Annotated in this window: 25 protein-coding genes and 1 rRNA gene; 11 read left to right on the top strand and 15 right to left on the bottom strand. The window is 42.0% G+C overall.

The genetic code is table 11. The features are described 5' to 3' along the window. Window positions 1-15 precede the first annotated feature (15 nt). From BST86_RS02325 to BST86_RS02275, 11 genes are all read right to left on the bottom strand, one after another. Window positions 16-1534, bottom strand: a 16S ribosomal RNA gene (locus BST86_RS02325). 567 nt (window positions 1535-2101) lie between these two features. After that, window positions 2102-3448, bottom strand: a complete 1347-nt coding sequence (locus BST86_RS02320) for an MATE family efflux transporter (protein WP_105981853.1) — start codon at window positions 3446-3448, stop codon at window positions 2102-2104. A 51-nt stretch (window positions 3449-3499) separates the two neighbouring features. Further along, window positions 3500-4906 (bottom strand): M20/M25/M40 family metallo-hydrolase, encoded by a 1407-nt coding sequence (locus tag BST86_RS02315; RefSeq protein ID WP_105981852.1) that lies wholly within the window; start codon window positions 4904-4906, stop codon window positions 3500-3502. Next, a complete protein-coding gene (locus BST86_RS02310) occupies window positions 4899-5768 on the bottom strand; it encodes a PPK2 family polyphosphate kinase (RefSeq protein ID WP_105981851.1) in 870 nt (289 codons plus the stop codon). The genes BST86_RS02315 and BST86_RS02310 overlap by 8 nt, the downstream gene beginning before the upstream one ends. 2 nt (window positions 5769-5770) lie before the next feature. Further along, window positions 5771-6934: a sigma-54-dependent transcriptional regulator gene (locus BST86_RS02305; RefSeq protein WP_105981850.1), complete on the bottom strand. Its 1164-nt coding sequence runs from the start codon at window positions 6932-6934 to the stop codon at window positions 5771-5773. After that, window positions 6934-7806 carry a DUF6268 family outer membrane beta-barrel protein gene (locus BST86_RS02300; RefSeq protein ID WP_105981849.1) on the bottom strand — a complete coding sequence of 291 codons (873 nt, stop codon included), beginning with the start codon at window positions 7804-7806 and terminating at the stop codon, window positions 6934-6936. The genes BST86_RS02305 and BST86_RS02300 overlap by 1 nt, the downstream gene beginning before the upstream one ends. Before the next feature lie 15 nt (window positions 7807-7821). After that, complete coding sequence (locus BST86_RS02295) at window positions 7822-8721, bottom strand: mechanosensitive ion channel family protein (protein WP_105981848.1); 900 nt, start codon at window positions 8719-8721, stop codon at window positions 7822-7824. Beyond that, window positions 8722-10017, bottom strand: coding sequence for an ABC transporter permease (locus tag BST86_RS02290; protein ID WP_105981847.1), 1296 nt, complete (start codon window positions 10015-10017; stop codon window positions 8722-8724). Next, complete coding sequence (locus BST86_RS02285) at window positions 10010-10939, bottom strand: ABC transporter ATP-binding protein (protein WP_105981846.1); 930 nt, start codon at window positions 10937-10939, stop codon at window positions 10010-10012. The genes BST86_RS02290 and BST86_RS02285 overlap by 8 nt, the downstream gene beginning before the upstream one ends. 222 nt (window positions 10940-11161) lie before the next feature. Further along, window positions 11162-12295, bottom strand: a complete 1134-nt coding sequence (dnaJ, locus tag BST86_RS02280) for a molecular chaperone DnaJ (protein ID WP_105981845.1) — start codon at window positions 12293-12295, stop codon at window positions 11162-11164. A 1-nt stretch (window position 12296) separates the two neighbouring features. Then, a complete protein-coding gene (locus BST86_RS02275; RefSeq protein WP_105981844.1) occupies window positions 12297-12854 on the bottom strand; it encodes a nucleotide exchange factor GrpE in 558 nt (185 codons plus the stop codon). A gap of 219 nt (window positions 12855-13073) precedes the next feature. On the opposite strand from BST86_RS02275, the gene BST86_RS02270 reads away from it, so the two are divergent. Together BST86_RS02270 and BST86_RS02265 are read left to right on the top strand one after the other, a co-directional pair. Continuing rightward, window positions 13074-13727: a YceI family protein gene (locus tag BST86_RS02270; RefSeq protein ID WP_105981843.1), complete on the top strand. Its 654-nt coding sequence runs from the start codon at window positions 13074-13076 to the stop codon at window positions 13725-13727. Window positions 13728-13810: 83 nt separating this feature from the next. Then, complete coding sequence (locus tag BST86_RS02265; RefSeq protein WP_146126690.1) at window positions 13811-14593, top strand: hypothetical protein; 783 nt, start codon at window positions 13811-13813, stop codon at window positions 14591-14593. A 24-nt stretch (window positions 14594-14617) separates the two neighbouring features. Here the strand turns inward: BST86_RS02265 and BST86_RS02260 are convergent, their stop codons facing one another. Beyond that, window positions 14618-15529 (bottom strand): TIGR01777 family oxidoreductase, encoded by a 912-nt coding sequence (locus BST86_RS02260; protein ID WP_105981841.1) that lies wholly within the window; start codon window positions 15527-15529, stop codon window positions 14618-14620. Between the two features lie 122 nt (window positions 15530-15651). Here BST86_RS02260 and BST86_RS02255 point away from each other — a divergent pair, with 122 nt between their 5' ends. Continuing rightward, window positions 15652-16632, top strand: coding sequence for a Gfo/Idh/MocA family protein (locus BST86_RS02255; protein WP_105981840.1), 981 nt, complete (start codon window positions 15652-15654; stop codon window positions 16630-16632). 51 nt (window positions 16633-16683) lie between these two features. On the opposite strand, the gene BST86_RS02250 is transcribed toward BST86_RS02255, so the two are convergent. Continuing rightward, window positions 16684-17112, bottom strand: a complete 429-nt coding sequence (locus tag BST86_RS02250) for a DUF2141 domain-containing protein (RefSeq protein WP_105981839.1) — start codon at window positions 17110-17112, stop codon at window positions 16684-16686. Window positions 17113-17275: 163 nt separating this feature from the next. On the opposite strand from BST86_RS02250, the gene BST86_RS02245 reads away from it, so the two are divergent. Further along, window positions 17276-18097, top strand: coding sequence for a hypothetical protein (locus BST86_RS02245; RefSeq protein ID WP_105981838.1), 822 nt, complete (start codon window positions 17276-17278; stop codon window positions 18095-18097). On the opposite strand, the gene BST86_RS02240 is transcribed toward BST86_RS02245, so the two are convergent. Together BST86_RS02240 and BST86_RS02235 are read right to left on the bottom strand one after the other, a co-directional pair. Further along, the gene (locus BST86_RS02240) at window positions 18092-18418 is read right to left on the bottom strand and encodes a MerR family transcriptional regulator (protein WP_055412246.1); all 327 of its coding nucleotides are present in this window, start codon (window positions 18416-18418) and stop codon (window positions 18092-18094) included. The genes BST86_RS02245 and BST86_RS02240 overlap by 6 nt on opposite strands. Then, complete coding sequence (locus BST86_RS02235) at window positions 18418-19398, bottom strand: M23 family metallopeptidase (protein WP_055412245.1); 981 nt, start codon at window positions 19396-19398, stop codon at window positions 18418-18420. The genes BST86_RS02240 and BST86_RS02235 overlap by 1 nt, the downstream gene beginning before the upstream one ends. 159 nt (window positions 19399-19557) lie before the next feature. Between BST86_RS02235 and alaS the strand changes: the two genes are divergently transcribed. The 7 genes from alaS to BST86_RS02200 all read left to right on the top strand — a co-directional run bounded on the left by alaS (window position 19558) and on the right by BST86_RS02200 (window position 25761). After that, complete coding sequence (gene alaS / locus BST86_RS02230) at window positions 19558-22179, top strand: alanine--tRNA ligase (RefSeq protein ID WP_105981837.1); 2622 nt, start codon at window positions 19558-19560, stop codon at window positions 22177-22179. A gap of 9 nt (window positions 22180-22188) precedes the next feature. Continuing rightward, window positions 22189-22755, top strand: coding sequence for an RDD family protein (locus tag BST86_RS02225; protein ID WP_172443300.1), 567 nt, complete (start codon window positions 22189-22191; stop codon window positions 22753-22755). A gap of 50 nt (window positions 22756-22805) precedes the next feature. Beyond that, entirely contained in the window at window positions 22806-23102 is a 297-nt protein-coding gene (locus BST86_RS02220) for a hypothetical protein (protein WP_105981835.1), read from the top strand. Between the two features lie 3 nt (window positions 23103-23105). Further along, window positions 23106-23387: a hypothetical protein gene (locus tag BST86_RS02215; protein ID WP_105981834.1), complete on the top strand. Its 282-nt coding sequence runs from the start codon at window positions 23106-23108 to the stop codon at window positions 23385-23387. A gap of 65 nt (window positions 23388-23452) precedes the next feature. Then, complete coding sequence (locus tag BST86_RS02210; protein ID WP_105981833.1) at window positions 23453-24367, top strand: GSCFA domain-containing protein; 915 nt, start codon at window positions 23453-23455, stop codon at window positions 24365-24367. Then, complete coding sequence (locus BST86_RS02205) at window positions 24364-24990, top strand: DUF4230 domain-containing protein (RefSeq protein WP_105981832.1); 627 nt, start codon at window positions 24364-24366, stop codon at window positions 24988-24990. The genes BST86_RS02210 and BST86_RS02205 overlap by 4 nt, the downstream gene beginning before the upstream one ends. A gap of 48 nt (window positions 24991-25038) precedes the next feature. Then, window positions 25039-25761 (top strand): DUF6498-containing protein, encoded by a 723-nt coding sequence (locus BST86_RS02200; RefSeq protein WP_105981831.1) that lies wholly within the window; start codon window positions 25039-25041, stop codon window positions 25759-25761. Window positions 25762-25858: the final 97 nt, after the last annotated feature.

Raw genomic sequence — 25858 nt, 5'->3', positions numbered from 1 at the left:
TTTCAGGAACTCCAGAAAGGAGGTGTTCCAGCCGCACCTTCCGGTACGGCTACCTTGTTACGACTTAGCCCCAGTTACCGGTTTTACCCTAGGCAGCTCCTTGCGGTCACCGACTTCAGGTACCCCCAGCTTCCATGGCTTGACGGGCGGTGTGTACAAGGCCCGGGAACGTATTCACCGCATCATGGCTGATATGCGATTACTAGCGATTCCAGCTTCACGTAGTCGAGTTGCAGACTACGATCCGAACTGTGATAGGGTTTATAGATTCGCTCCCTCTCACGAGGTGGCTGCTCTCTGTCCCTACCATTGTAGCACGTGTGTGGCCCAGGACGTAAGGGCCGTGATGATTTGACGTCATCCCCACCTTCCTCACGGTTTGCACCGGCAGTCTCGCTAGAGTCCCCGACATGACTCGCTGGCAACTAGCAATAGGGGTTGCGCTCGTTATAGGACTTAACCTGACACCTCACGGCACGAGCTGACGACAACCATGCAGCACCTTGCAAACTGTCCGAAGAAAAGCCTGTTTCCAAGCCTGTCAGTCTGCATTTAAGCCCTGGTAAGGTTCCTCGCGTATCATCGAATTAAACCACATGCTCCACCGCTTGTGCGGGCCCCGTCAATTCCTTTGAGTTTCATTCTTGCGAACGTACTCCCCAGGTGGGTTACTTATCACTTTCGCTTGGCCACCCAGTACTCAATCGTACCGGACAGCTAGTAACCATCGTTTACGGCGTGGACTACCAGGGTATCTAATCCTGTTCGCTACCCACGCTTTCGTCCCTCAGCGTCAATGTATTGTTAGTGACCTGCCTTCGCAATCGGTATTCTATGTAATATCTAAGCATTTCACCGCTACACTACATATTCTAGCCACTTCACAATAATTCAAGATGTTCAGTATCAATGGCAGTGCCGGAGTTGAGCCCCTGCATTTCACCACTGACTTAAACACCCGCCTACGGACCCTTTAAACCCAATGATTCCGGATAACGCTTGCACCCTCCGTATTACCGCGGCTGCTGGCACGGAGTTAGCCGGTGCTTATTCTTACGGTACCGTCAGCCCTCTACACGTAGAGGGGTTTCTTCCCGTACAAAAGCAGTTTACAACCCATAGGGCCGTCTTCCTGCACGCGGCATGGCTGGATCAGGCTCTCGCCCATTGTCCAATATTCCTCACTGCTGCCTCCCGTAGGAGTCTGGTCCGTGTCTCAGTACCAGTGTGGGGGATCTCCCTCTCAGGACCCCTACCTATCGTAGCCATGGGGAGCCGTTACCTCTCCATCTAGCTAATAGGACGCATACTCATCTATCACCGTAACCTTTAACCAGTAAATCATGCGATTAGCTGGTACCATGAGGCGTTAATCCAAATTTCTTCGGGCTATTCCTCAGTGATAGGTAGATTGTATACGCGTTACGCACCCGTGCGCCGGTCGCCACCATCCGAAGACGTGCTGCCCCTCGACTTGCATGTGTTAGGCCTGCCGCTAGCGTTCATCCTGAGCCAGGATCAAACTCTTCATCGTAGAATCTTGTTAAAAAGATCTCTTGCGAGAATCCCATAACCTATATACTACTAGCAATTGGCGTTCTTGTCTGTTTACACTATATTATTCTTATTCTTACCGATCTGATTCCCCGAAAGGAAACAGACCTGTTCTTTTTGTGCTGTCAATCAATATCTCAATGAACTTATTAGAAGTCTTCAAAATGGAACTTGAAAAGCGGCCTCTTCACGATGCCTAACTTATCAGTATTCCCCATCTCCTAATGAACGTTGCTTTAACTTTCGACTTAACGTCTCTTGCAAAGCGGGTGCAAATATACAGAGCATTTTCTTTTCCAACCAAACTTTTTGAAGAGAAAAATCAATAAAAATTTAAAATAAATTTCAACCCGCTGAAAAACACCCAAATACACCTCCAAAAAAAATCAAAAATTCTTTATCCAAACCTACCTCCTCACCAACCAAGCCACCAATTCCGCATTCCCAGACATCCAGACCAACTCCACAACCAAACCAACCTAAACCTATCCCAACAAAAAAAGCAGCTTTAAGCTGCCTCGTTCTCTTGGATTTGTGGGGTTAGAATTTACTTGATCACGATCGTTAAGGACTGTTTGGTTAAATATCTAAAACGTAAGTACATTAGTAAAGCAGACACAGAGAGCCCAACCAAAAGGCCTAACCATATGCCGTTAATTCCCAAATCAAATCTCAATGATGAATAATATGATATAGGGAAACCAATCAACGTATACGCACAGAAACATATCAAGCTAGGTATCCAAACATCTTGAAGGCCCCTTAAGGCTCCTAAAACGACTACTTGCAACCCATCACTTATTTGAAATAAGGCAGCAATCAATAAAAGACCCGATGCCAATTCAATCACCTTGACATCATCGATATATATTTCTGGTAATAAATGTCTCCCTAAATAGAAAAATAGTGCAAACGCAATATCAACAATAATGGCCATCAAGAAAATTGATCTTGCTACTCTTATTAGATCTGGTCGTTTTTCTGGGGCTAGATGATTCCCAACTCTTATGGTAGCCGTTACACTTAAACCTACTCCAACCATAAACGTTAATGCCGAAAGATTGAGCGCAATTTGATTTGCGGCTTGTTCTTCTGTTCCCAACATACCGGACAGGAAAATCGCAGAGGTAAACAACGAGACTTCAAAAAACATTTGCAAAGCCGTAGGTAAACCCAGATTGAGCAAGGACTTCATATAGACCCACGAGAATTTGCTGATACGCTGGAAATAGATCCTCGTATTACTGCTTCTCTTGAGTATGAAGTAAAGCAACAATAACATCAATATCCTAGAGATCAATGTGCCATAAGCAGCACCTTCTACCTCTAACCTAGGGAAACCCCACATACCATAAATGAGCAGGTAATTAATGAAGACATTAACAATGTTTGCTAAAAGGGTAGCGTACATCGCATTTCGCGTAAGCGATAAACCATCAGAGAACTGTTTCATGGCTTGAAAGAGCATTAATGGAATTAACGAAAATCCCACAATTCGCATGTAAGGTATCGCCAGTCGAACCACTTCTTCGGGCTGATCCATTTGATACAATATTGGCTCTGCGAGTAAAAGTAATACAACCAACAGCACACCATTGATCGCACACATGATAAAACCATTATGAAATGCCGCACGGGCTACCTCGACATTTTTGTTCCCGTCAGCTTCTGCAACTAATGGTGTGATGGCAAAAGAGAATCCCATGCCTATGGAGAGTGCAATAAAAATGAAGGTGTTACCCAAGGAAACCGCTGCCAGTTGAGCTGCACCCAACTTCCCTACCATTATATTATCGGCAAGTGCCACAAGCAAATGGGCTACCTGACCTGCCATAATGGGTACGGCGATTGTTAGGTTGCGTTTGAATTCTTTAGTATAGGCGCTTAAAATCATGCAGAAAAAAGCGGCGAAGATAACTTTAAAGTAAGTGAACTATAGCGTGAACTACTTCTTAAGCTTAGTGGCAAGACCGTATTGATCATACAAATAGACCAACGAACTCATAGTCGCGGCACCTAGTTCCAGCTCTCTTCTATTTACCGCGTCAAAGGTGTCATTAGACGCATGGTGATGATCAAAATAGCGTTGTGAGTCGGGCCTTAAACCTGCCAGAACTGCTCCTGTATTTTTAAGGGGTCCAACATCTGCACCACTGCCACCCAACTCAAAATAGTGAATGAGATATGGAGCAAACAAACTTTTCCAAGACTGAATCTGGCTCATTTGAATATCAGTGGTGTCAAAACCAAAACCTCTTGGACTAAAACCTCCGGCATCACTCTCTAGAGCGAGTATATGTTTTTGGTTCTTGGTAAATATTTGATCTGCATAGGCACGTGCGCCTCTCAATCCGTTTTCCTCATTCATAAAAAGAACCGCTCTTATGGTTCTTTTAGGTGAATATCCAGTGGCTTTTATAGTTTCCAAGACTTGCATGGATTGAACCACCCCAGCACCATCGTCATGGCTACCATCGCCTAGATCCCAGGAATCAAGATGGCCACCTACTAGGATTACCTCGTTGGGAAATTGCGTTCCTTTGATTTCTGCAATGACATTATAGGATTGAACCTCACCATGGTTGGTACAATCTTGTTGTAAGAAAAACTGCAAATCCTTATCATTTTTAAGCGCCTCGTGCAACAATTCTGCATCGTTAGTGCTGATGGCTGCGGCTGGAATGTATTTTTCTTTTTCCAGGTCGCCATAACTCATAGCGCCTGTATGCGGTAAATCATCCATTCTTAAATTCATGGATCTCACGATCACACCTGCAGCACCATATTTCGCAGCTGCCTCGGCACCAGAATATCGCTGATCCACGCAACCACCGTATGCCTCAAAGGTTTGGATTTTTGTTGCCTCCATGGGTCTATTGTAAAAAACATATTTACCCTCAATGGCATTTCTACCTAAATCTTCAAGCTCTTCCAGGCCATTCACTTCTATAATTCCAGCAGATTTTCCTGCTGCTGGCGTGGCGATAGAGCCACCTAATGCACATACATTTACTTTGGTTTTGCCACCTTTCGTTGTTTTAAAATAGGCAATTTCTGGAGTGCCGCGTGTCCATCTAGGAACCATCACTGGTTGCAAGTAGGCAGTGTCAGCTACCTTATATAATTCGGCAAGAGTGTATTCAACAGCCATTTGAGCCTGTGGTGAACCTGATAACCTACCTCCTATTTCGTTGGATAAATGCTCCAGCCAGTCATAGCTCTTGGAATTAGTTAGATTATGATTGTAGATGGTACGTAGGGCTGTAGAGTCTTGACGGGTGTTTGAAGATTGCGCTTTCGCGAAAGCGAAACTCAACATCATCATTCCTACTAATAGTAAGGCTTTATTCATTGTTCAATATGTTTTTAAACTCGTCTAGCTGGCTGGCCGTTTTTACATCCAATTCTGGATATGTGATGTCCTGGAGTTTGTTGAGTTGTTGCAACAAAATCTCACAAACAATATAGCGCGCCATGGGTTTGTTATCTGCAGGTATGATGTGCCAAGGTGCGTGTGTGGTGGTTGTGTTATGGATCGCCTGCTCGTAGGCATGCATATATTTATCCCATAAAGCACGCTCTTTGAGGTCGCCCGCAGAGAATTTCCAGTTCTTTTCTGGCAATCGCAAACGTCGCAGTAAGCGGTTCTTTTGTTCTTCTTTACTCAGGTTGAGGAAGAATTTGAAAATGATGGTGCCGTTTTGGGTAAGTTCCTTTTCAAAATTGTTGATCTGCTCAAAACGCATTTGCCAAAACTCTTGATCTGCATCCTCTGGTTTGTGGATGTTAGGCAGGTTTTCGCTTAATAAGTATTCTGGATGCACCCGGGTAACGAGGACATTCTCGTAATGCGTACGGTTGAATATACCAAAATGCCCTTTTGACGGTAAAGCGATATAATGTCGCCATAGATAACCATGTGACAATTCAATTTGAGTAGGTACTTTAAAGCTGTGCTGGACCACGCCGCGTACATTGAAGCTTTTAAACACCTCGCGTATCAGGCTATCCTTACCTGCAGTATCCATGCCTTGAAAACAAATCAGCACGGCATGCCTGTCATGGGCGTACATGCGTTCCTGAAAATCTGCGAGATCCTTGCGGCTTTGTTTTAAAGCCTTTTTGGCAGCTTTTTTATCTAATGGATTTATGGGCGCTGTTGCATAATCCTTTAATAGTTTGTCTGGCGATGCTTTATACTGGTATAGATCCATACTTATTTGCTTGCGAATAATTTCACGTCTTTCTCACTAATTTGCTTACCGCCCAGAATGATCAATCGTTCCACGACATTGCGTAGTTCTCTTATATTACCGGTCCAGTCATATTCTTGAAGTAGCTTGATGGCTTTATCATCAAAAGATTTTACCGGCATACCTTGTTCTGTAGAAATCTTATTTGAAAAATGTTCTACCAACAAAGCGATGTCTTCCCGACGTTCATTAAGCGATGGAACGTTAAGTAGAATTACGGCAAGCCTGTGGTATAGATCTTCTCTAAACTTATTTTCCTCGATTTCCTTCTTGAGGTTTTTATTGGTCGCTGCGAGAATGCGGACGTCCACTTTAATATCACGGTCGCTACCTACTCTTTGTATTTTATTTTCTTGTAGAGCGCGTAAAACTTTGGCCTGTGCATTGAGACTCATGTCTCCTATCTCGTCCAGGAATATGGTACCACCATTAGCGGCCTCAAACTTACCAGCACGATCTTTATTGGCTCCCGTAAAACTTCCCTTTACATGTCCAAATAGTTCACTCTCTATAAGCTCGCTGGGAATTGCTGCACAATTCACTTCAATAAAAGGACCGTTGGATCGGTTGCTTTTTTCATGCAACCAGTGCGCGACAAGTTCTTTACCAGTGCCATTCTCACCAGTAATAAGCACTCGAGCCTCAGTAGGCGCTACTTTTTCAATGATGTTTTTTATGATGGTGATAAGCTCGCTCTCGCCCACCATTTCATAGTTCTTACTGACTTTTTTCTTAAGTCTTTTATTCTCAACTACTAGCTCCTTACGATCCAAAGCATTACGAACGGTATTGAGCAGGCGGTTCAAATCTGGTGGCTTTGATATATAATCAAATGCTCCCAAGCGCATGGTGTTCACGGCAGTATCCAGATCACCGTGACCCGAAATCATCACTACCGGTATTTCTGGTTTGATTTTTTTGATGGCTGTGAGTACCTCAACACCATCCATTTTAGGCATCTTAATATCACATAGGATCAAATCATAATCATTATCCTTAGCAAGTTCTATACCTTCCAGGCCATCGCTAGCTTCAACGACTTGATAGCTTTTACTCTCTTCCGTTAGAATTTTTGTCAATACTCTGCGTATTGCAGATTCGTCTTCGATTATTAAAATAGTTGCCATTACAGTGAGAATTTTATGCCTGCGCGTGAGTAAAATGTATTTGAATCGTTTATGGTGTTTACGTCATCTCCATCTTCATTGCGCAGACGAATATCGTTTATTAACGAATAGCCAGCATAGGCATAAATAGAAAGGTGGGCCGTAAAGTTATGTTCGTATCCTAAACCGGCCACTAAGGTCGTCATAGACACGTTATCTGCAATTTGACCTTGGTCTGCAAGATCTTCCTGAATATTTGCATAGAACCCGTCTAATCTCAAATAGGCTTGCATGTTATTCTTTTCATTAAAATTATACTTCAAATTCATTTTGGGCGCTCCCAGCGAGTAGCTCCAGTCCTTTGCAAATTCTCTGTAATAATTGAGATAAGGTAAAGGGAATGGTCGTCCTACCCTGGTAGAGTATTGCACACCAACAACTAATCGCCACGGCTTTCCATTTGGATTGTCCTTTTTATCTTTTATGAAATATACTGACCCAGAAAAGAAGATATCATCTGATTGAACGCTTCCTGAATCAAAGTTTGATGCAAATAATAAGCCAGCTCTAGAACCAAAACGCCAATCATTTTCCATTGGAAATGTATAGCCTATGGCTCCTTCATAACTTTCATATCTATCAGTGCCAAACTCTCTAAAACGGTCATCGTCCCTGATCAATAAATGCACGTTACGATATTCAAAATAGGGAACGATATAGGTACCATCCTTGATCTTCAACGGAATATTGACAAAGGTTCTAAACCTTCTAAAGCTATTGTCAGAATCCCGCTGTGGGAAATACGTATATTCTGCACGGAACAGGTCGGTTCCTTGGGAGTTCGCTTTCGCGAAAGCGAAAACCATCAAACAGAACATCATTTTTTTTATCATGGGGTTATTAGAGTCTTAATTAATGTTCTCGCTACCATTTATTGATGCTTGAGTGTGACTTATGGGATTACTTTGATAAAAGTGAACATCTCTTTGCGGGAAAGGTATAGTGATACCGTTTTCACGGAAGGCTGCGTCGATGGCAAACCTAAGGTTGCTCTTGATTCTAGGGTCTGTAAAACTGTCGCGCACAAAAAAGTAAATTCCAAAGTCCAGGCTACTATCACCAAAGTTGTTGAACATCACAAAGGGTTCTGGGCTTTTGAGTATGGTTTTTTCTGCTTTGGCGCACTCTATCAAAATACGCTCTACCTTTTTGACATCACTGCCATAGGCAACGCCTACATGTACCGACTCTCTGGTTTTGGTATGATTTTGCGTGTAATTGAAAATGATCTCACTTAAAAATAGGTGGTTAGGAATGATCAATACCTTATCGTCCCTGGTGATGGCGCGAGTACTGCGCAGTTTTATTTCAAAAACCCTGGCTACCTTGTCGTTCATTTCTACCACGTCATTCACCAAAACCGACTTGTCTACCAAAATGGTAATGCCAGCAATGATGTCCTTAAAGAAGTCTTGAAGCGCAAAACCAATACCTACAAAGATGGCCGCACTCGCTGTCAAGATACCGGTCAAATTGATACCGGAACTGTGAAGGATCACAAGAATGACAATAAGATAGACTAAGTAATTAAAGAATTTGAAAATGCTCTGGAACTTGAGCTTGTCGGCCGGTTCCATTTTGCGAGTGAAGAAATTTTTGACGAGTCTTAAAAAAAGGCTTGTAAGCAATAACCCAACAATCACTAAAATGAGCATCCACAAATCAAAATGAAACTCACCTTTTGCAGCATCACCTTCAATAATCTGATAATTAAGAAAGTCCCTTATTTTTTGCCAGTCAATTTTCATCTAGTACTTGAGCCATTTATAGAGTTCCTTCCAATTGGTTTTCTTACCATACATTAATATACCAATGCGATAAATCTTTGCAGCTAGGTAAGCTACAAAAATTATGGATGTATAAAGAAGTAAAATACTCAAGGTCAATTGCCACCAAGTGATTTCGCCAAATGGAATGCGCATCAACATCACTATAGGTGACGTTAAAGGGATATATGAAAAAATGACTGCAACGGTACCGTTAGGATTGTCCATAACACTAAAGAAACCGACGTAAATCGCAAGCATCAATGGCAGGATGACTGGCAACATAAATTGTTGTGTATCTGTCTCACTGTCCACGGCTGCACCAATAGCCGTGTATATCGCAGCGTATAAAAAGTAACCTCCAATGAAGTACACAAAGAAACATATGATCATGGTTGCTAACGGCAGTTGCATGATGTCGTTGACAATCAACTGCATCTCGTCCATATTTTGTGCTTGACTAACCATTTCTTGATTTGCTGGGTTTTGAAAAGCTTCTACTCCAAAAACAGCAGACCCTACCATGATCAAAATAAATCCAAGAATCACCCAAATGGCAAATTGGGTAATACCCGCAAGTGAGGTTCCCGTAATCTTGCCTAGCATTAAATAAATAGGTTTTACAGAACTAACGATAATCTCAACAATACGATTTGTTTTTTCTTCTATCACAGATCGCATGACCATGTTCCCGTAAATAATGATAAACATCATTAAAAGGTATCCAGCAGCACCACCTAAAGCAATTTTCACCCAACTGGATGCTTTACTACTCACCACACCAGAATAGGTTTGCAGAATCACCTTGGCTTTTACCCTTGCATCTTCCAAATCTTGCAGGTCGACTCCTTTTTCTACCAGATTATTTTCGGTAGCTTTTTTTGACAGTTTTTCTTCCATCGAGTTGATGAAGGATGTCGATGGTGAATCGTTACTGTAGATGGTCGCCTTGACTTTGTTTTGATCGTCATCAGTCAGATGAATAAGCGCATAATTCCCATCGCTTTCACTTATGGCAATTGCATTCTCCAGTTCAACGTTGTCCAGGCGCTGGTATTCAAAATCAGAATTATCTTCAAATAATTGACCGTATCCAGACGCAGATTGATCTAACAGAGTGACCTGACGGGTCTCGCTAGAGTTGATGCTGGTAAGCCATCCTATCAACAGAATGACTCCAATAAAAATCAGCGGACTTACAAACGTCATGATGACAAAAGTGCGGTTGCGCACCTTATTGAGGTATTCTCTTCTAATAATCAACCACAACTTATCCATCCTGACGTACTGTTTTAATAAAGATTTCGTTCACGCTAGGTATGACCTCGCTAAAATGAGTAAGCTCACCAAGTCGGGTCAATTCCTGCAATAGTTGCGGTACCGCAAGGTTTTCTGGAATTTGAATAATGATATCTGTGGTATTGTCCAGTCCTTTTAATTCTGCTGGAGTGACGGTCGCGATCCTATTGAGTTGTTGCATCGCTTTGACCTCATCCTCGCAAATAAGAGAAACAGCATACGTTCTATTTCTAAAACTTTGTTTCACATCATTGAGTCGTCCTTCAAGAACTACGTTGGATTTATTAATCAGCGAGATGTAATCACACAATTCTTCCACACTTTCCATGCGGTGCGTTGAGAATATAATGGTAGCACCCAAATCTCTTAATCGTAGAATTTCGTCCTTGATTAAATCGGCATTTACTGGATCAAACCCTGAAAAAGGCTCATCAAAAATGAGTAGGTCGGGTTCATGTAGGACGGTAACAATGAATTGTACCTTTTGTGCCATTCCCTTAGAAAGCTCCTGTAGCTTTTTGTTCCACCAGCCTTGCATGCACAATCGCTCAAACCAGTATTGTAGCTTTTCCTTAGCGACCGATTTTTTCATTCCCTTGAGTTGTGCGAGATATATGCATTGCTCGCCTACCTTCATGGATTTATACAGGCCACGCTCTTCTGGCATGTAGCCTATTTTGGAAATATGTTCTGGAACTAATTCCTCACCATTGAGTAAAATAGTCCCTGAATCTGGAACGGTAATCTGATTTATGATTCTTATCAACGAGGTTTTACCAGCACCATTAGGCCCTAATAATCCGTAAATACTGCCTTTAGGTACCCGTATGGTAACCTCATTAAGAGCTTGATAGTTGCCGTAAGATTTTGAGATATTAACTGCCTCTAAAGCGTATTCCATAATTTTGTTAATCGCGCTAAATTAACAATATAGCCCAGCAATACCGGCCATTTTTGAATTATTTAATAGCGACTGGAATTCAGTAAAGCAATGGCATAAAAAAACCCACCTCTCAATTGCTTGAGAGGTGGGAAAAATTGCTATGAAAAAGAAAAATAACAATCGGTTGGTTAACCAATGTTGATCAAATATAAACTTATTTTTCAATTCATTAAACTTTTCTTAAGAAAACATGTCTTTCACCTTTTCAAAAAATGATTTATCTCCTTGCTCTGGAGCTGGCTCAAAGTTGGAATCGGTTTTCATGGACTCAAAGAAATCCTTTTGATCCTTAGTCAAACTGCGAGGTGTCCAGACATTTACATGTACTAACAGGTCGCCAGTTCCATAGCCGTTGAGGCTAGGCATACCTTTACCGCGCAATCTCAATATTTTACCACTTTGAATTCCAGCTTCAATAGGAATTCGTACTTTACCGGTAACGGTTTTTATTTCTTTGGAAGTTCCCAATATCGCATCTGGAACACTTACGTAAAGATCATAATGCAGATTATTACCTTCACGTTGCAACTCGGCATGTGGCTTTACTTCGATGTCTACCAATAAGTCACCACTAACACCATTGCCTGGTGCTTCATTACCTTTCCCGCTTACTTTGAGACGCATATCGCTCTCAACTCCAGCCGGTATTTTGATAGATACGGTTTCTACCTCAGTAATCAATCCTTGATTATCGGCTCCGTTAGGTTTGCTGTCTAGAATCTGGCCAGAACCACCACAAGTGGTACAAGGTGCACTAGTTTGCATGCGGCCCAGGATCGTATTTTGAATTCTGGTTACTTGACCGCTACCGTTACAGGTAGAACAAGTTTTGTAGCTAACGCCAGCAGCTTGTTTCTTACGCTTTACCTTAACTTTTTTCTCAACGCCATTAGCTGCTTCTTCTAATGTCAATGAAACGCGTATGCGCAAGTCCTTACCTTTCATACGTCGCTGGCCGCCACGACCACCGAATCCTCCAAAACCTGAGAATCCGCCGCCACCGCCGCCGAATATGTCTCCAAACTGGCTGAATATGTCTTCCATATCCATGCCTCCAAAGCCTTGACCACCGCCAAAACCTTGACCGCCACCAGAGGTATAAGCCTGATGGCCCATCTGGTCGTATCTCGCTTTCTTCTGCGGATCGCTTAACGTTTCATAGGCTTCAGCTGCTTTTTTGAAGTTTTCTTCTGCAGCACTGTCGCCAGGATTTTTGTCTGGGTGAAATTCTATGGCCTTTTTGCGGTAGGCCTTTTTAATTTCGGCAGCCGTTGCTCCCTTTGAAATGCCTAATGTGTCATAAAAATCTGCCATATTATTGTCCTATCACTACTTTTGGGTAACGTATGATTTTGTCGCCCAATTTGTATCCTTTTTCTATTACGTCGATAATCTTGCCTTTCATGTCATCGCTAGGTGCCGGTATTTGAGTCACGGCCTCATGCTCATCTGCATTAAAGGCGTCTCCTGCGTTTACTTCCATAAGCACCAGTCCTTTTGATACCAGTGTGTTGCGCAATTTGTTGTGGATAATTGCCACACCTTCTGATAATTGCTGGTCTTCTGACTTTGCAATTTCTAATATCGCTCTATCAAAATCATCCATTACTGGAATCAAATCTTTAAGAACGCCTTCACCAGCTGTTTTGAAAAGCTCGATGCGCTCTTTGGCGGTGCGACGTTTATAATTCTCAAATTCTGCAAATAGTCTTAAGAATTTATCCTTTTCCTTCTGGAGATCTTCGGCAAGCACTTCTTCAACACTTTTTTCTTCCTGCTCTACCGTTTCATTCTCGGTAGTTTCTGGAGTTTCCTGATCGTTGACTTGCTCCTGGACTACTTCTTCCTGCTCGTTTTTATCTTTTTTTGCCATGGTTATGACTTACTTAGTTTTAGAATTATATTTTAGGGTTGTTAATGGGTTACGCTTTCGCGAAAGCGAACTCTTATACAATCATCCTTCACGCAATGGTCAAAAGTACTGCCATAGGAGAGCACGATGCCAAAATGTCACGGCTTTATTTTAATATACTTTTAACCAAACTATTTGTAGGTACACATAATTTTGTAGGCTAACAAATAAACCAATACAATGACACGTAATTTTTTAAAAATCACAGGAATAGCATCAATGATGATCTTTGCTGTTTCTTGTAAAGAGAATCCAAATGAAGTGGATGCCACAGAGGCAGAAACTGAAGCAATGGCAACAGAAGCGGCTGTTACTTATACTGTAGATACTGCAGCATCTGAAATCATGTGGGAAGGATCCAAAGTAGGTGGAACGCACACAGGTACTATCGACCTTAAAAGCGGAATGGTACAGGTTAATGGTGAGACTGTAGAAAGTGGAGAATTTATCGTTGACATGACTTCTATCACAGTTACTGACCTTGAAGGTGAAAGCGCCATGAGTCTTAAAGCTCACTTAGAAGGAACTGCAGAAGGTAAAGAAACAGACTTTTTCAACACTCCAGAATATCCTGAAGCTAAATTTGTAGTTACTGGTCTTAACGGTAATACTCTTGAGGGTAACCTAACTCTTAAGGATGTAACTAAAAATGTTTCTTTCCCAGTAAGTGTATCTTATGACGGTGATAAAATGATGTTGACTTCTGAAGAGTTTACCATCGACAGAACAGATTGGGGAATCGTTTATGGTTCTGCAAGTTTGACTGACACTGTTAAAGACAAAGCAATCTCTGACGACATGAAATTGAAAGTAAACTTGGTTGCTACAAAGTAACCTAGTTGGTTAAATGATGAATGATGAAAGCCTCCTTTTGGGAGGCTTTTTTTATTATACATGGTTTGAGTATCATTGTTCCCATGAAATTTTTCACTCTTCTTTTTACACTCATAGCGTTTCAAACTAACTGCGCCGCAGTGCTTCCCAATACCATTCTTAAATCCCAAGATTCTCTAGTATCCTTCAAGGAAGTCCAAATCGATACGGTATTGAAAATTAAATTGCCCGAAAACCATTATTACGATGACGAATATTTTGAAGGGATTCATTCTAGGTTTTGGTCTGCCTATCTAGAGGATGAGGATGTGACTTTCACGGTCAACATCATGAATACGGAAAATCAAGCCTGCGTGGATGACATGGAAGAAATGCGCGCCTATTACCAGTCCATAGTGGAGAGCTGGCAGGAAGAAGAACCGACGATGAAAATAGGTGATAATTTTCAGCACATCAATGGCAATGTCTTTATGGCAAGTCTTGTATATACACAATATGATCTGGAGTATGATGAGACTTATCGCTGTAACTTCACTCTTATCCAAATAAAGGATCAACTGTACCAGATCTTGTACATTGAACCTTCCAATTTTAAAAATTATGAATATGCTGATACCTTCTTTGACAGCATTTACATAAACCCTGATTTTAAAGGCGAAAACCAGTATCAAAATTGCACTGGGCTGGATCAAGCCTTTGTGGCTAACGACGGGAAGTTTGGGATTTCACCTTATAATCTAGGAATGATTTTCGGCGGTGCGATGTGTGTTCTTATACCTGTTGGCTTGATCTTTATCATTGCCTTGATCTTGTATAATCGCAAGAAGAAAAAGAAGCAAAAAGAATGGAAGGAATTGAATGGTTAATTCTTTAATTAGGAATTTCAACTACTATTTTAAATATTCCTTCAAAGCCTCTTTAAGCTCTGGTAACTGAAAAACATATTCAGACTGCTCGATCTTTTCACTACTTACATATTGACTGGAAAGCACGGTAGCAGACATCTCGCCTAGCATGAGTTTCATCATAAACTCTGGTACATTAGGTAAGAAAACAGGTTTGTCCAATACCTCACCAATAGTTTCCATAAGCGGTCTGTTTCTTACTGGATTAGGAGCAACACCATTGTAAACGCCTTCCAGTTGCTCTTCTGCAATATGCTTAAAGATTCTTACCAGGTCGTCAATAGCCACCCAACTTTGCCACATTTTACCATTGCCAAATCCAGCTCCAGCATACAGCTTTACTGGTTTTGCCATTTGCTCCAGTGCGCCGCCTTGAGCTGCCAGCACGATCCCTATACGAACGATAGAGTGCTTGAGTCCCAATTCCTTCAATTGCATTCCTATATTTTCCCAAGCAATACAAACCTCAGCCAAGAAATTATCTGCTGTAGGTGGCACCTCATTTTCCTTCAATGGTTGGCCTTCCCAAACGTCAGGATAAATTCCTATCGCGCTTGCCGTTATGGCATGTTTCACCTGGTGATCATTATCGGCAAGAGCGTTAATGAGTAATTGAGTGCTGTTGATACGACTGGACATAATGCGCTCTTTAGCCTCGTCTGTCCATCTTTGGAACACAGATTCTCCAGCAAGGTGTATGATGGTATCTACACCTTCCAGACAGGCAGCGTCTATTGACATGGAACGAACGTCCCATAGAAAACCTTTGAAATCGGCTTCCGTCTCTATAGCGCTTTCTCTCGTTGTTAAATAATGAATCTGGTGTCCTGCAGATCTTAGTACGTCGGTAAGTTTTGAGCCTACTAATCCTGTGGCTCCTGTAATCAATAGCTTCATGTTTCTAAGTTATGCCTCAAATAATTGTGAAGCTCTTCCATTTGCGAGAAATTAACGCTTTGCTAGCGGTATAGATAGGAATGAATTGAGAACTTGTACGATGGTAGCTAAATTTAAGAGCAATGAATAAAAAGATACATTGGGGAATTATGGGATTGGGCAAGATCGCCCACAAATTTGCACAAGACTTAAAACTGGTTGACAACGCAGTCATTACGGCGGTAGGTTCTCGATCTATGGATAAAGCAACCGATTTTGCTTCTAGCTATGATGCAAAAAACGCCTATTCCAGTTATGAAGAACTTGCCCAAGATCCTGATGTGGACATCATTTACATTGCAACACCACACTCGCTTCATTACGAAAACACTTTGCTATGCTTGAATCATGGGAAATCTGCTCTATGTGAAAAACCCATTGCTCTCAATCAAGAACAAGCCGAAGAAATGGCTGCATTAGCCAGATCCAAAAACTTGTTCTTAATGGAAGGCATCTGGACGCGTTTTATTCCAGCGACCCATAAGCTTCTGGAATTATTGGAACAGAAAAGCATCGGTGATTTGCATTATTTAAAAGCCGATTTTGGTTTCATCGTCAACGCACCGCCAGAAAGCAGGCTGGTAGATAAGAACCTTGGCGGTGGCGCTTTATTGGATATTGGAATTTACCCATTGTATTTGAGCATGCTCGTTTTGGGCAATCCTATCGATATAAAAGCCAATGCTATTCTGGCGCCTAATGGCATTGATCAATTCTGCAGTGTGATAGCCAGCTTTCCCAATAATACTCAAGCTGTCATGGAATCTTCCTTCATATCCAACACGCCTACTGAGGCTTTTATCTACGGCTCCAAAGGGTACATCAAGATGCATCGCAAATTCCATCAGAGTGAAAAGCTGGAATTACATCTCTATGAAAGCGATACTACTCAAATATTTGAGCTACCCATCAAAGGAAACGGCTACGTCCATGAGATTGAACACGTGCATGAGCGCTTACATGCAAACGCAACCCAGTCAGATTTGCTGCCATTGGAAATGAGCCTACAACTCACTCGCCATCTGGATCGCATCAAAGAATTGATAGGATTGAAATACACGTGAAAACGTCCTGACATTATAGACATCAGGACGTTTTGATAAGAAATCCAGAATCTAGATCGCGATTCGTAGTGTAGTGTTTTCAGTAACTTCAAACTTGGCTTCTGCCCAGGTTGGCGGTCCATAACTCATCACATTATTGCTCACGCCATAAGATTCCTTAGGCATTCCATTCACTTCAAAATCCATTTGTTTGTTCCCGTTAAGATCTTGCAACACGATGATGGCATATTCTCCTTTTGGTACATTTTCAAAAGTAACTGAAGCGACGCCGTCTTTTATCGAGCTGCTTGCTGCCATTAACGGTGCGGCTTTCATAAACTGGTCTTTGGTACTCAAAGAGAAAATCATCTCGCCGTTGTCATTGCGAGCATTGTCTACGTTTACCGTGATGGTATAGGTTTCTACTATTGATGGTAGTGTTTGCGCTTTCGCGAAAGCGGAAATAAGAATAAGAACTAAAGTGGTCATAAGCGTTTTCATAAGTGGTGTTTTAGATTGTTTGTTGATTCAAATATGCGCCGACATCGCGCATTTCAAAACTTGTTCCTACCCAACTGTCATTATTACATCCTGAATTGTAACTTTTACCTGAAAACCAGAAAACCAGCCACCATTTTGTTCGTATGTTGATGGGATACCTTTTATGAAAACAACCAGCATAACCATTTTATTCATCGCCTTTTTAGGTCTGAGCATCTTCTCAAAAGCAAGTGCACAAGGCCTTGTGGATGGATTTTATAACGGTGCTGGCAAGTTGACCGCAGTTTTAGGTGCTGGTTATGAAGACAACCCAACTTATCTGGCCGGTAAAAATGAATTGGATCTGGAAAAATCATTTTTGAATGTCAATACGTTTCTTGCCTACGGATTGACAGATCGATGGGAATTGAATCTGGCAGCGGCCTATGTCAAAAGCGACCAAGAAGCTGGATTGCAAGATGCTCGATTCATCACCAAATTCAAGGCAGTTGAACACAAAACCAATCAGTACGAACTATCTACCACCATCGCTGGCGGAATCGCGTTTCCTTTAACCGATTATGAAACCGAAGGTCTCAATGCCATAGGCCAGCGAGCGACGAGATTTCCTTTGCGAGCATTACTTCATGTTCAAAAAGCAAATGGCTGGTTTGCCACTGCCCAAGCTGGCTATACTCCAACATTAAATCCTACGCCAGATTCCAATACGGCAAGTCTGAAATTAGGAGTCGCAAAATCCAGCTATTACATCGATGCTTTCATCGATTATCAAAATTCGCTTAATGGTAGAGATTATCGTGGTTTTCCAGCGCCCAACAACTTTAGGGAACTTGAAGTCGATTTCTTAAGAGCTGGCATTACTTTTTACAAACCATTTGGTTTGCGAGCTGGTGCCTTTGTAAATACGGCTTATACATTCAATGGTAGAAATGTAGGTTTAGGACCTGCGGTCAATATTGGACTGGTTTATAAAACGTTTTTATAAACTGTTCTTGATTTTAAGCAGTTCTGCTTTTACAAACTCAAGTTTCTTGATGATTTCCAGATGGCTTAGATCTTCCTTATGGGTTTTCATGTAATCACGAGCACCTTCCAACGTGAAACCGCGTTCCTTCACCAGATGGTAAATGGTTTGCAGGTTCTTTACGTCAGCTTGTGAGAATTTACGATTGCCACGTGCATTCTTTTTAGGCTGCAGAATATCAAATTCCTTTTCCCAAAACCGAATCAACGACGGGTTGACATCAAATGCCTTAGTCACCTCGCCCATGGTGTAGTACAGCTTCTCTGGTAGATCAACATGCATTAGTCCAGAGAAATGTTTTCCTGTTGCGATTTCTTAAGCAGTTCATTGAACTCTTCTGGAGTTAGGGAACCGTAATAGAAGTTGATAGGATTGATACGTTCATTATCCTTAAATACTTCATAATGCAAGTGCGGTGCCTGGGAACGACCTGTAGAACCTACATAACCTATGATGTCGCCACGCTTAACCTTTTGCCCTACTTTGACATTATAAGGATTACGCTGTCGCAAATGCGCATAAAGGGAAACATATCCATAACCGTGATCAATGCGTATGTGATTACCATAACCAGCGCTATTGGCATCTGCGCGCTCCACGACGCCATCACCACTGGCAAAAACAGGCGTACCGCGTGGTGCGGTAAAATCCATACCATAATGAAACTTTCTGGTCTTGTTAAAAGGATCTGTACGATAACCGTAACCACTGGCCATGCGCGTCAGATCCTGGTTACGCACTGGCTGGATCGCTGGAATACTAGCGAGTAGTTTTTCTTTGTCTTTAGCGAGTACAGCGATTTCATCCAAAGACTTGCTTTGGATCGCAGTACGTTTTTTAAGCTTGTCTATAGATTCCTTAAGCGCGATGACTTTGTCGCTGTTGGAATATCCTTCATAATTCTTATAGCGGTTCACTCCACCAAAACCTGCCTGGCGCTGCTCTTCGGTAATTGGGTTGGCGTCAAAATAAATGCGGTAGATGCTGTTGTCGCGTTCCTCAACTTCTTCAATAACGGCAGTAAGTTGGGCGATTTCTTCTTCCATACTTTCCATTTGCATCTCCACAAATTTCTTGTCACGCTTAGCGCTGCGCAGCTCTGGAGAATCGTACACCTTACCGGCATATAAATAAAGAAGAAAGCCTACTAGACAGCTGGAAAAGATAAAAAGAGCCACATTACCAAAGATTTTGCGCTTGCGGCGCTCTACTTTTTGGTAAGAAAGTGTTTCTTGATCGTAGTAGTACTTAACCTTTGCCATACGTTATAAAGTGCTATTTTTGCCGTGTTTTCTGCTACTTAAACAAGACGCAGAAGGACTGATTTTGTTACGCTTTCGCGAAAGCGAACTCACCTTCAATCCCATAAACAACGAGGACAAAAGTAAGAAATTGTAATTAACCGCAGGACAGACGCCATAATGAAGTCACAACAGATACGACAAACATTCCTAGATTTTTTCAAGAACAAGCAACACGAGATTGTGGCCAGTGCGCCCATGGTCATCAAGAATGACCCAACACTCATGTTTACCAATGCTGGAATGAACCAGTTCAAGGAATATTTTCTAGGTATATCAGATCCCAAAAACAATAGGGTGACAGATACCCAAAAGTGCCTGCGCGTGAGTGGTAAGCATAACGACCTGGAAGAAGTTGGTGTGGATACCTATCACCACACCATGTTTGAGATGTTGGGGAACTGGAGTTTTGGCGATTACTTTAAAAAAGAAGCGATTGCCTGGGCTTGGGAACTTTTGGTAGACGTTTACGGCATCGATAAAGATTGCCTTTACGTGACCATTTTTGAAGGTGACGCGTCAGAAAATCTGGAGCGCGATACAGAGGCCTATGATTTCTGGGCAGAACTTATTGATAAAGACCGAATTCTAAACGGTAACAAGAAGGACAACTTCTGGGAAATGGGTGATCAAGGCCCATGTGGTCCTTGTTCTGAAATTCATGTGGACATACGCAGCGATGCCGAAAAGGCAAAAGTAGATGGCGCGACGCTGGTCAATGCAGACCATCCACAAGTTGTGGAAATCTGGAACCTAGTTTTCATGCAATACAACCGCATGGCAGATGGTTCCCTTAAAAACCTACCGGCGCAACACGTGGATACGGGAATGGGCTTTGAGCGCCTAGCCATGGTATTGCAAAACAAGCAATCCAATTATGATACAGACGTGTTCCAACCGCTCATCAACGAGATAGAAACCATCACAGGTCACTCCTATGGCAAAACCGAGCAGGAAGATATCGCCATACGTGTCATTGCAGACCATGTGCGTGCCGTCTCGTTCTCTATTGCAGACGGTCAATTGCCGTCCAATACGGGTGCCGGTTATGTGATACGCAGGATCTTGAGACGTGCGATACGTTATGGATTCACTTATCTTGATAAAAAGGAGCCTTTTATTTTTAAACTGGCGACCACGCTGGCCCATCAAATGGGCGATGCCTTTCCAGAGTTGAAGGCACAGCAAGATTTGATCATTAATGTCATAAAAGAAGAAGAGCAATCTTTCTTGAGAACATTGGATCAAGGACTCATATTATTGGATTCTATGATCGCTTCCGCGAAAGCGAACTCTCAAAATGCCATTGAAGGATCCAAAGCTTTTGAACTCTACGACACCTTTGGCTTTCCTATAGATTTGACCGCACTTATCCTGCGTGAAAAAGGAATGGAGCTTGACGAAAAAGGTTTTGACAAAGCCATGCAGGAACAAAAAGATCGTTCTCGAGCTGCCAGTGCCACATCTGCTACAGACTGGACTGAACTAAGATCTGACGACACTCAAGAATTTATAGGGTACGACCGCCTCGAGGCAGACGTCTTTATCTCTAAATACAGAAAAGTCACCTCTAAAAAGGATGGTGATCTATATCAACTGGTGTTTAATATGACACCATTTTATGGAGAAAGCGGTGGACAGACTGGTGATAAGGGTTATTTACAAAGTGCTGATGGTGATACCGTATATATTGTAGATACTAAAAAGGAAAACGGACAAACCGTACATATCACAAAAAACCTACCTAAGGAAGTAAAGGAGCGTCACAAAGCTGTGGTAGATGCGCGACAACGTCAGCGTAGTGCTGCAAACCATACGGCTACTCACCTATTGCATCAAGCCCTACGCAAGATTTTGGGAACTCATGTAGAACAGAAAGGATCCATGGTGCGCAGTGCGTCCTTGCGATTTGACTTTTCACACTTTGCCAAAATGACTCCTGAGGAAATTGATCAGGTAGAACAATTTGTCAACGCTCGTATCGCAGAACACCTTGAACTGGAAGAAAACCGAAATAACACGTATGAAGATGCCATTCAAGATGGTGCGATAGGATTGTTTGGTGAAAAATATGGCGATGTGGTGCGCACCATTAAGTTTGGTGCCAGCCATGAACTTTGTGGTGGTACACATGTGAAAAACACGGCAGATGTCTGGCACTTTAAAATCAAAAGCGAAAGCGCCGTTGCCGCAGGTATACGTCGTATCGAGGCAATCACTGGCGACGCCGTCTTAAAATACTTTGAACAACAGGATGAAACCCTGGAAGAGATCAAAAGCATCTTAAAATCTACGGCTCAAAATCCGGCAGAATCCGTACAAGCATTGCAAGATGAAAATGCAGCTCTTAAAAAAGAAATCGAGCAGTTGCTAAAGGCAAAAGCTGGAAACCTAAAAGGTGATTTGATCGCATCGGCTCAAGAGGTCAACGGTGTGAATTTCATTGCCGCTGCCACCGATCTTGATACTAAATCCATCAAAGACCTGGCTTTTGAAATCGAGCGCGAGATGGAGAATTTATTTATGATCTTGGGATCTAATGCTGACGATAAAGCCACACTTACCGTCATTATTAGTAAGAATCTGGTAGAAGACAAAAAACTTAATGCTGGTCAGATCGTTCGCGAACTGGGCAAGCACATTCAAGGCGGCGGCGGTGGACAGCCACATTTTGCCACAGCTGGCGGAAAGAATCCGCAAGGGATTGATAAGGCATTGGAAGCAGCAAAGGATTATTTATAAAAGTGCATTGTGCAAAATGATCCATTCATAAAAGCAGAAGAGCAGCAGGAAACCAGCCTTGTTTTTAAGGGATTCGGCCCGCGATTGGGTGCGTATTTGCTGGATGTTTTGTTTTTGATTGTTCCTGCCGCAATGGTAGATTTTTATAATCTGGCTTACCCAAGAAGCTTTTGGTTATATCTCTTAATATGCATTATTACAATGGCTTATAAACCTATTCTTGAGGGATTGTATGGAGCCACTTGGGGAAAGATGATTTTATATATCAAAGTAGTGGATTATGACGGTGGTAAGATCAATGCTGCTCAGGCGATTTTGCGCAGCGTTTTCACCATAAGTAAAAATCTTATCCTACTGCCGGTATACTATTTTATCTTCAATGACAGCTATTTATTGAGCATGGAGAGCTACTTTGATTTCAGTACTGAGATGGTGGCACGTTATCCCATGATCAACATCATTTCTGGAATCTCGGTACTTATTACTTTTGTCGAATTGATCGCTCTACTGATGGATCAACCCTACTGGAGAGCGATTCATGATCGTATTGCCAAGACGTATGTGGTGGAGAGTTAGATAATGCTCGTTATTATGTAACAAAACAAGAGTTTTTCCTACATATAGTTATGGCAACCACTGCGACACATATTCTAAGAAAAATAGATAACATCAAAGCTCGATCAGAGCAACGCAGGTCTGATTACAAGAAAGACATTTTGATGGGTAAACGATCTCCGTTCAAAGAGAACTCTGAAATGCCGGTTTTTACAAAGGAACAGGTTGAAAATCACAAAAAAAAGTTCCAAAGAGAAATCGCAAAACGAAAGCGTAGAAACATTTGGATCATTTTAATTGTTGTAATTTCTTTACCAGCGACATTATGGTTGATGCACAGCATATTTATGTACGGCGTTAAATCTTGATATATGAGCAGCGCAGGTAGCATACAAGCCATGATCACGGCGATGAAAAACAACGCCAGACGTCGCAAGACCAGCGATACATCCATGGCAGGAACACAGGCTGGAGCACTGTATAATAACGATACCAGTAAAACACCTCAACACACACCAGAACAGATTGCAGCGGCTAAAGCTGCCTTTCAGATCAAGGCACAAAAAGAAAAGCGCCGCAGATTGAAAATTCTGTTGATAACTATTCTGGGTGCTCCGTTGTTAGGTTACCTGCTGTTTGAATTAATGACCTAAGTCATCAATTAGTTTAGAATTACCATAACATCGACTGGCAGTCGTTTGATTACATTTGGTATTCTATGAAATTCACCACACATTTTGAGATTGAGACGATCAAAAAGCCGCTGGATCATCATGACCGCGTGGTGCTCATGGGCAGTTGCTTTTCCCAAAACATATGCGACAAACTTTCCCATTATGGTTTCAAGGCGTTGGTCAACCCTTTTGGGGTCATATTTAATCCATATAGTTTGATGCTGTTGATGAAGAAATCCATTTATGGGGATTTCAGTATGGACGATGTGAACGGCAACTTCAGCTACCTCGCACATTCGGATTTGAATGCAGCTAATGCAAGTGAAGTTTTGATTCAACTGCAAGATGCCGGCCAGGTACTAAAGAAGCATTTAGAAAAAGCTTCTCATGTCATCCTAACTTTGGGGACAGCCTGGATCTACGAACTTCAAAAAACAGGACAGATAGTGGCCAATTGCCACCAGCAACCGCAAAAGTTATTTAGCAAGAGGTTGTTGAGCATACGTGAGATGGAAGAGGCCTTACAGCGCATCGAGTTCCTGATCAAAAAGGTCAATCCGGCAGCGCAATTGATATACACCTTATCGCCCGTACGTCATACTAAGGATGGAATGGTAGAGAATGCCCGCAGCAAAGCGCGACTTCATGAAGCCATCCAGCAATCCTGCGACGGTCGCGATCCTTATTATTTTCCTGCCTATGAAATCCTGATGGATGAATTGCGCGATTACCGTTTCTATGCCAGTGACATGATACATCCTAATGCAACCGCTGTGGATTATGTGTGGTTACGCTTTCGCGAAAGCGTACTTCACCAAAACACAGTGAACGCTATAAAAGCCATCGAAAAACACCAAAAGTTAGCCGGCCACAAACCCAAAGACATCGAGGCGCATGCCTTACATGTGGAGCAATCACGCCGACAGCTACTTTCAAAATTTCCCTATCTACAACTATGAATAGCAGACTTAAAAATATCTTTATAGGTGTTGCCATCACGATCATTATTGTGCTTATGTACAGCTATTATAGCAGCCGTAATGACGAGCGCGAACGCCTTATTACTCAAACGGCCTTGATTGAGAAACAGGTGCGCAACGTGAGCAAGCTTGTAGTGACTGAGGCTACTTATGCCAAGGTGTATACCTATGAGAATACGAAAGTTTTTGGTTGGGATTTTTTCAGTAGCCAGAAACGAGCGCTGGTCATTTCAAACGCCAAAGTTCAAATCGCGTATGACTTGAAAAAGATGAATTTCCAGATTGATGAGAATGCCAAAACGATCAGGATTTTAAACATTCCGCCGCCAGAGATCAACATCGACCCTGATCTCACCTATTATAATCTGGATAATGGACTCACCAATAGATTTGAAGCCCAGGATTTTAACAAGATCAAAACTCAGATTACCAAAGACCTAAAAAGTAAGATAAGTAAGAGTGAAGTTGTAGGCAATGCCCAGAATAGACTGCTTAGTGAGTTATCACAAATCTATGTCCTGACAGAAAGCTTCGGCTGGACGCTGGAGTATGATGGCTCTACCATCAATAGCGATAGTGACTGGAGTGACCTGATGGATTAGGGCAAATGCCTTATAGATGTTCATTGGCCTTAGGGATATTTTAGTCGCATGAATTTAGGAGTGCTGCAACCATTGCTCAAGATCAATGAGCGAACGACCCATATTTATCTTTCCAGCCTTTTTGTGCTGCTGTTGTACTTTTTAGAATCTGTGAGTGCCATCACAGTAATCTTTTCCTATTTCTTGGAGACGATTGTGATAGGTGTTATTAATGTATTCAAGATTCTTTTATCGCGTAAAAAAGAGGAAAAGGAACTTAATGGTAAATTCTTTCTCGCGGCTTTCTTTACCGTTCATTATGGGATGTTTGTAGCGATACAATCCATGTTTGCCTTTACCTATCTGGAAATTTCAGATCCCAACTGGACCAGTAGTGGTTTTGAACTGGTCGATAATTACACCCGTGTGCTTGCGATGGACAATATAGGTTGGATTCTGGGTACGATCATTTTAAACAACCTTTGGGTATTTTATAAAAATTATCTGCGGAATGGGCGATATCTGGAAGTTAGTGGACTAGAACTGATGTTTGCGCCGTACGTCAGGATATTTGTGCAACAGTTTGTGGTAATCTTATCTGGATTTTTTATCAGCTTTGGAGCGCAGCATGCGGCTGTTATTTTGTTGATAGGCTTGCGCACCTTTATTGATGTGATGATAGTAGAGATAAGAGATGGCACTCCTTTTATGGAGTATCTGGTCAAGAAAAACAATACCAATAAAATAAGCGACGAAGAATTTAGAAAGTACGTCAAAAACCTTTCTGAATAGTTAGGTACGGTCTTCTGAAAAAAGTAAATCCCTCAAGAACGAGTTCTCGAGGGAATTACCATCATTAACCAAAACTAATTACTAAAAATCTTTTGCG

The organism is Nonlabens agnitus, assembly GCF_002994045.1.
Taxonomy (GTDB): Bacteria; Bacteroidota; Bacteroidia; order Flavobacteriales; family Flavobacteriaceae; genus Nonlabens; species Nonlabens agnitus.
This window is presented reverse-complemented; position numbering and strand designations above follow the sequence as displayed.

What these genes read in the sequence shown, in the direction of transcription:
- BST86_RS02320 (WP_105981853.1), bottom strand. Translation starts at nt 3,448, where the DNA reads ATGATTTTAAGCGCCTATACTAAAGAATTCAAACGCAACCTAACAATC.
- BST86_RS02315 (WP_105981852.1), bottom strand. Translation starts at nt 4,906, where the DNA reads ATGAATAAAGCCTTACTATTAGTAGGAATGATGATGTTGAGTTTCGCT.
- BST86_RS02310 (WP_105981851.1), bottom strand. Translation starts at nt 5,768, where the DNA reads ATGGATCTATACCAGTATAAAGCATCGCCAGACAAACTATTAAAGGAT.
- BST86_RS02305 (WP_105981850.1), bottom strand. Translation starts at nt 6,934, where the DNA reads ATGGCAACTATTTTAATAATCGAAGACGAATCTGCAATACGCAGAGTA.
- BST86_RS02300 (WP_105981849.1), bottom strand. Translation starts at nt 7,806, where the DNA reads ATGATAAAAAAAATGATGTTCTGTTTGATGGTTTTCGCTTTCGCGAAA.
- BST86_RS02295 (WP_105981848.1), bottom strand. Translation starts at nt 8,721, where the DNA reads ATGAAAATTGACTGGCAAAAAATAAGGGACTTTCTTAATTATCAGATT.
- BST86_RS02290 (WP_105981847.1), bottom strand. Translation starts at nt 10,017, where the DNA reads ATGGATAAGTTGTGGTTGATTATTAGAAGAGAATACCTCAATAAGGTG.
- BST86_RS02285 (WP_105981846.1), bottom strand. Translation starts at nt 10,939, where the DNA reads ATGGAATACGCTTTAGAGGCAGTTAATATCTCAAAATCTTACGGCAAC.
- dnaJ (WP_105981845.1), bottom strand. Translation starts at nt 12,295, where the DNA reads ATGGCAGATTTTTATGACACATTAGGCATTTCAAAGGGAGCAACGGCT.
- BST86_RS02275 (WP_105981844.1), bottom strand. Translation starts at nt 12,854, where the DNA reads ATGGCAAAAAAAGATAAAAACGAGCAGGAAGAAGTAGTCCAGGAGCAA.
- BST86_RS02270 (WP_105981843.1), top strand. Translation starts at nt 13,074, where the DNA reads ATGACACGTAATTTTTTAAAAATCACAGGAATAGCATCAATGATGATC.
- BST86_RS02265 (WP_146126690.1), top strand. Translation starts at nt 13,811, where the DNA reads ATGAAATTTTTCACTCTTCTTTTTACACTCATAGCGTTTCAAACTAAC.
- BST86_RS02260 (WP_105981841.1), bottom strand. Translation starts at nt 15,529, where the DNA reads ATGAAGCTATTGATTACAGGAGCCACAGGATTAGTAGGCTCAAAACTT.
- BST86_RS02255 (WP_105981840.1), top strand. Translation starts at nt 15,652, where the DNA reads ATGAATAAAAAGATACATTGGGGAATTATGGGATTGGGCAAGATCGCC.
- BST86_RS02250 (WP_105981839.1), bottom strand. Translation starts at nt 17,112, where the DNA reads ATGAAAACGCTTATGACCACTTTAGTTCTTATTCTTATTTCCGCTTTC.
- BST86_RS02245 (WP_105981838.1), top strand. Translation starts at nt 17,276, where the DNA reads ATGAAAACAACCAGCATAACCATTTTATTCATCGCCTTTTTAGGTCTG.
- BST86_RS02240 (WP_055412246.1), bottom strand. Translation starts at nt 18,418, where the DNA reads ATGCATGTTGATCTACCAGAGAAGCTGTACTACACCATGGGCGAGGTG.
- BST86_RS02235 (WP_055412245.1), bottom strand. Translation starts at nt 19,398, where the DNA reads ATGGCAAAGGTTAAGTACTACTACGATCAAGAAACACTTTCTTACCAA.
- alaS (WP_105981837.1), top strand. Translation starts at nt 19,558, where the DNA reads ATGAAGTCACAACAGATACGACAAACATTCCTAGATTTTTTCAAGAAC.
- BST86_RS02220 (WP_105981835.1), top strand. Translation starts at nt 22,806, where the DNA reads ATGGCAACCACTGCGACACATATTCTAAGAAAAATAGATAACATCAAA.
- BST86_RS02215 (WP_105981834.1), top strand. Translation starts at nt 23,106, where the DNA reads ATGAGCAGCGCAGGTAGCATACAAGCCATGATCACGGCGATGAAAAAC.
- BST86_RS02210 (WP_105981833.1), top strand. Translation starts at nt 23,453, where the DNA reads ATGAAATTCACCACACATTTTGAGATTGAGACGATCAAAAAGCCGCTG.
- BST86_RS02205 (WP_105981832.1), top strand. Translation starts at nt 24,364, where the DNA reads ATGAATAGCAGACTTAAAAATATCTTTATAGGTGTTGCCATCACGATC.
- BST86_RS02200 (WP_105981831.1), top strand. Translation starts at nt 25,039, where the DNA reads ATGAATTTAGGAGTGCTGCAACCATTGCTCAAGATCAATGAGCGAACG.